Raw genomic sequence first — 5,897 nt, 5'->3', positions numbered from 1 at the left:
ATTATGCTGCAAAACAAAAGCACCGTTGTGGTGCTAATGTTTGATTATTTTTGAGACATTATCAATTTCGGTTGACATAAGGTTTTGTAAAAAAATGAAGGATCAGTGACGATCCTTCTTGTTCTTATCATATATGATCTTTAGACCTTTAAATGTAAGTTCCTGATCATAAATATCTATTAATTCAGTTTCTTTCGCAATAAGCTTGCCTAAACCACCAGTAGATACTACTTTTAGGTTCTGTCCATATTCTTCTTTAATCTTCTTGATAATATATTCAGTCTTACCAATATAACCATAAACAACCCCAGCCTGCATTGCAGAGACTGTGTTTTTCGCAATAATATGCTGTGGTTTGACTAATTCAATTTCTGGAAGCTGAGCTGCCATAGAAGAAAGAACACCGGCTTCTATACCAATGCCTGGTGCAATTACACCACCAATAAAAACACCTTTCTCTGTAATAACATCATAAGTAGTCGCTGTACCAAAATCAATAACTAAGCATGGACCACCATAAGTATAGTATGCCCCTGCTGCATCTACCAAACGGTCTGACCCAAGAGTAGAAGTATGATCAATTTGAATATTGATGCCTGTTTTCACACCTGGACCAACAAATAGTGGTCTAATATGAAAGTATTTAATAATGGAACTTGAGAAGGAATAGTTAATCTTTGGTACAACAGAACTAATAATAACATCTTTCACATCTTCTACATTCAAGTGAGATGCTTGAAGGTATGAATGAAGCATTAAGCCATATTCATCTGATGTACGTTCCATACGTGTTGTCATACGAAAACGCCCTACTAAATGATCTTCTTTGTAAACACCAATAGTAATATTTGTATTACCGATATCTATAACCAATAGCATTCTTATTTCTTAGCTCCTATTTTCATACATTCTTTTAAGATAATATAGCTTAGATCTGATTTAGACATCTTATCGATATCTTTCATAGAATCCTGAGTAATAATAGTAACAACATTTGTATCACCCTGAAATCCTGCACCCTCTGTTTTAAGATGGTTCGCAATAATCAGATCACATTGTTTTTTATTTAATTTCTTTGATGCATTTTCAATTAAATCTTGTGTTTCCATCGCAAATCCACATATCACTTGATGTTCAACTTGATGATGTCCTATATAATCAAGAATATCTGGATTCTTTTTAAGTTTAAGAATAAGTTCATTGTCATTTTTCTTAATCTTTTCTGTAGATGTTTTTACAGGTGTATAGTCAGCTACTGCAGCTGACATAATAATATAGTCATAATGTGTATGATGTCTTTTTACACATTCAAATAAATCCTGGGCACTTGTAATAGATTGATTGATAATATAAGGTACTGGCTTTAATGATGTAGGTCCATGAATTAATCTTACTTTGGCGCCAAGTATACATGCTGCACGGGCAATTGAGTATCCCATTTTACCTGATGAATGATTTGTAAGAAAACGTACAGGATCTAAAGATTCCTGAGTTGGTCCTGCAGTAACTAATACCTTTTTACCTTGTAATGGATGATCGCTAAGTGCATATTCCATCATTAAATGAAGATGATCATAGTCTGCAAGTTTACCTTTACCCGTATCACCACAGGCAAGAAGTCCTACAACTGGTTCTACAAATAAGACACCATCATCCTTTAGAGTCTGGATATTACGCTGAGTGGCTTTATTTTCATACATATGAACATTCATTGCAGGCGCAATGAGTTTAGGACATGTGGCTGCTAGAAAAGCAGCTGTTAACATATTGTCCGCAATACCATTTGCACATTTCGCAATTGTAGTTGCACTTGCTGGTACAATCATAAATAGATCAGCATCCTTGACAATGTCTACATGTGTAATACATCCAGGATCATCATCAAAGACATCAATATATGTTTTCTTCTTTGTGAGAGCAGAAATAGAAGTTGGTGTGACAAACTTAGCTGCACTTGTAGTGAGCATGACTTCAATTTCATATTTTTCTTTCACTAGATCACTAATGAACTGTACAGTCTTAAATGCCGCAATAGAACCAGTAATTCCTATAATCAATTTTTTCATCTATTAATACCCTCTTTTCATTTATAAGTTATCTACGCTTCATTAAAGCGAAGAGAGGTTTTGTGACAATCACCACAATCACTACACCTACAAAAGCTTCAAGTAGGCTCTGTGTGCTTGATACAGCTAAGAAGTAACTTCCAAGCTTACTTGCATCCTGTCCAATCGCTTTTGCATAAGATGTACCAAATAATGCCCAGATACCACCTAATACAAGTACAGTATTAGTTAAAGCACCTAAGAATGCAGCCACTGCAGTCGCAATAGTCTGCTGTTTATCCTTAAGTAATTGATAAATAGAACCTGATACAAACCCAATCATAACTCTTGGGACAATCGCAATAACTGCACTAAGTACTGATCCACTAATAAATGGTGAGAAGACGAAAGATGTAACAGTTGGCTGCATTGTGTTCATTAATAATGAAGATAAACCAAATACAAGACCAATCAAACATCCCTGCTTAGTACCTAATACAATAGCTGCAATAATAACTGGAACATGAAGCAATGTAGCTCTTAAAGGTCCAATAGGGATAAATCCTAAAAATGGTACCATGACCATAACTGCTTCAATCGCAATAAATAATGCAAGCAATGTGAGATTCTTTGTTTTTTTGTTATTCATTTGTTTCCTCCACTGTCATTTGCATACGCAATATGACGTAAATATAGTTTTGCCAGCAGAATATTAAGTTAGCTCCTAAATAGGTAGCCACAGGGCATATCCTACACAGCAAAACCATTATATACTCATTTTTGGGAAATGAAAAGCATTACATTTTCCTATACTAGATGTCATTTACTGGAGAACGAGCCGGATGTCTTGCATCCTTTGTCTTATCATAATTAACTTTTTTCTCTAAGTTTCTATTATAATCACGTTGGAATATACATGAGAAAATAAGGTTTAAAATATATTCCATAGAAAGATTTGAGGCAAAAGGTGCTATTTTAGTAAAGATTTTCTCTCTTGAACCAACCCTTAATATCACATCACCATAATGTGATAGCTGATTATCGCCAAGAGAAGTAATCACAATCATCTTTGTCCCCTTCTCTTTTAAGGTCTGGGCAATACGGATGATTTCAGCTGTTTCTCCTGAATAAGAGAGAATCATCGCAAGATGTGATGAAGAAGAGTTATAAGCTAAAAAGATCTGTTCTCCTTCTAATGTACGAATATTTACGTTACGTCCGATACGTGTCATCTTATGCTGGAAGCTTAAAGCTTCTAACATTGAATTACCATTTCCATATATATCTATAGACTCATATTGATTCATAAGTTCTATCGCTTTACGCAAATCATCAAAATCTATCAGCTTAATTGTATCTTCAATAACTTCTCTGCTCATCGTACCAAGTTTATAGGCAATTTGTGGATAGGTGTCTTCTGGACCAAAGGGGAAGTTAACATCGATTCTTTTGGTTTTAGTAAGTGTATATTGTAGTTCTGCTGAATACTTAATCTTAAAGTCATTATAACCCTCTAAACCAAGCTTACGACATAGTCTCACTATTGTGGCGGGAGATGTATATGTTCTTTTTGAAAGTTCCTTAATAGATAGATTCAATACATCTTCACCATGATTTAATATGTAATGGGCGATTTCCACTTCAGCATGTGTGAAATCTAATGCGAATTCTAATTGTGTCATTATACTCATTGTTTATCACCTGATCCAATTATATCATGAAACGTATTTTCAATAAACTTGATTTTTAACACTCTTTTTTGAAACAAAATTAAAACTCTATCCGTACATATTTACTTCTCTAAGTGGTTATGTGAAAATATTATTGTACCATTAAGGAGGACGAATAAATGGAAAAGAAATTACCAAAAGATTTTTTCTGGGGTGGTTCAGTATCATCATTCCAGACTGAAGGTGCCTGGGATGAAGGCGGAAAAGGTTTATCAATTTATGATGTAAGACCTACACCAGAAGGACATGCTGACTGGAAAGTGGCAATTGATGAATATCATCGTTATAAAGAGGATATTCAGTTAATGAAAGAAATGGGATTCAACTTCTACCGTTTCTCTATTTGCTGGAGCCGTATTATTCCTAATGGAGATGATGAAGTCAATGAAGAAGGCGTACAGTTCTATAATAATTTGATTGATGAATTGATTGCGAATGGTATTACTCCAATGATTACATTAGTTCATTTTGATATGCCTTATCATCTAGTAAAGGAATACAACGGTTTTGCATCACGTAAGGTTGTTGATTTATTTGAACGTTATGCAAGAGTTTGTATGGAGCGTTTTGGTGATAGAGTTAAACACTGGATGTCATTTAATGAACAGAACCTACATTCATGTAACTTGATCTATTCAAATGCGGAAATTATACCTGAAGGAAAATCTAAGGCTGAACATCTTTATCAGGTGGCACATAATGTTATGATTGCACATTGTAAGGCTGTTAAGGCTTTAAGAGAATTAGTACCAGATGCTAAGTTTGGTGGTATGACAACTATTACTAACTTCTATCCTGCAACTGATACACCAAAGAATAACTTATTCTGTCAGAAAGCTTATGATTTAGTCAATGACTGGGTATGTTATGTACAGGCTAATGGTAAATACCCAAGATACTATACAGCATACTTAAAGAACAGAGGTTGGTTCCCTGTATTTGAAGAAGGCGATGAAGAGTTATTAAAGTATACATGTGATTATTTATGCTTCTCTTACTATCGTTCTAATACACTTACTGAAGGTGAATTTGATATGACTACACCTTTCAATGATATTGTAGAAAAGCATGTAGTAAAGAACTCTCACCTTGAAGCGACTGAATGGGGCTGGGAAAAGGATGCCATTGGATTTAGATGGGTTATGAATACTTTAAGTGAAAGATATGATCTTCCTTGCTTCGTATTAGAAAACGGTATGGGTGCGAGAGAATCATTAAATGAAAATGATACTGTAGATGATGATTATAGAATTGAATATCATCGTAATCATATCCAGGAAATGAAGAATGCGATTCTAGAAGATGGTGTTGATTGCTTAGGTTATATTACTTGGGGTCCTATTGATATTCCTTCTTCTAGCTGCCAGATTGCAAAGAGATATGGTTTTGTATATGTTAATAGAACTGATGAAGAACTATTAGACTTAAGAAGAGTACCTAAGAAATCATTCTATTGGATCTCTAAAGCATTTAAATCAAATGGTGAAGATTTAGACTAATAACCTGAAGCCTCATTCGTGAGGCTTTTTTCTTTTCCTTAGTATTACTTAGTAAAATGCTAATATCTTAAGAATTTCTTAATAAAATTGAGTAGATTAACTGTAATAGTTTGATTTTCGAATATAAATAGTGTATTATGGCGTTGGTAAAAATGATTGAATACTTTTACTAGAGGTAAAAGTGGAGGTATCTAATGAAAACAAGTTTAGTTATTATGGCTGCTGGTATTGGTTCACGTTTTGGCGGAGGAATCAAGCAGTTAGAACCAGTTGGACCTAATGGTGAAATCATTATGGATTATTCAATCCATGATGCAATTGCTGCTGGTTTCAACAAAATTATCTTTATTATCCGCAAGGATATTGAAGAGGACTTCAGAGAAGTTATTGGGAATCGTATTGAAGAAGTCGCTAAAAAGTATGATGTAGAAATTGCTTATGCATTCCAGGATTTAAAGGCATTACCAGAAGGTATTGAATGTCCTGAAGGACGTACTAAGCCTTGGGGTACTGGACAGGCAGTTCTTGCTTGTGATGGTTTAATTAATGAACCATTCGCAGTTATTAATGCAGATGACTATTATGGTAAGGAAGCATTTGTACAGATTCATGATTTCTTATTA

General features: G+C 34.3%; 6 protein-coding genes. 2 read left to right on the top strand and 4 right to left on the bottom strand.

The genetic code is table 11. From position 1 onward, the window contains the following. Positions 1 to 102: 102 nt before the first annotated feature. The 4 genes from EAI80_RS11690 to EAI80_RS11675 form a co-directional block, all read right to left on the bottom strand. Positions 103 to 879 (bottom strand): type III pantothenate kinase, encoded by a 777-nt coding sequence (locus EAI80_RS11690; protein WP_129982178.1) that lies wholly within the window; start codon positions 877 to 879, stop codon positions 103 to 105. A 2-nt stretch (positions 880 to 881) separates the two neighbouring features. After that, on the bottom strand, positions 882 to 2,066 hold the full coding sequence (gene coaBC, locus EAI80_RS11685) for a bifunctional phosphopantothenoylcysteine decarboxylase/phosphopantothenate--cysteine ligase CoaBC (RefSeq protein ID WP_129982177.1): 1,185 nt from the start codon (positions 2,064 to 2,066) through the stop codon (positions 882 to 884). 28 nt (positions 2,067 to 2,094) lie between these two features. After that, on the bottom strand, positions 2,095 to 2,694 hold the full coding sequence (locus tag EAI80_RS11680) for an ECF transporter S component (protein ID WP_129982176.1): 600 nt from the start codon (positions 2,692 to 2,694) through the stop codon (positions 2,095 to 2,097). Positions 2,695 to 2,857: 163 nt separating this feature from the next. Further along, positions 2,858 to 3,736, bottom strand: coding sequence for a MurR/RpiR family transcriptional regulator (locus EAI80_RS11675; RefSeq protein WP_129982175.1), 879 nt, complete (start codon positions 3,734 to 3,736; stop codon positions 2,858 to 2,860). Between the two features lie 158 nt (positions 3,737 to 3,894). Between EAI80_RS11675 and EAI80_RS11670 the strand changes: the two genes are divergently transcribed. Beyond that, positions 3,895 to 5,274 (top strand): glycoside hydrolase family 1 protein, encoded by a 1,380-nt coding sequence (locus EAI80_RS11670; RefSeq protein ID WP_129982174.1) that lies wholly within the window; start codon positions 3,895 to 3,897, stop codon positions 5,272 to 5,274. 194 nt (positions 5,275 to 5,468) lie between these two features. Then, positions 5,469 to 5,897, top strand: a 429-nt coding sequence (locus EAI80_RS11665; RefSeq protein WP_255452570.1) for a sugar phosphate nucleotidyltransferase, incomplete at its 3' end; no start/stop codon positions are given.

Source organism: Catenibacterium sp. co_0103, assembly GCF_004168205.1.
Lineage (GTDB): Bacteria > Bacillota_I > Bacilli_A > Erysipelotrichales > Coprobacillaceae > Catenibacterium > Catenibacterium mitsuoka_A.
This window is presented reverse-complemented; position numbering and strand designations above follow the sequence as displayed.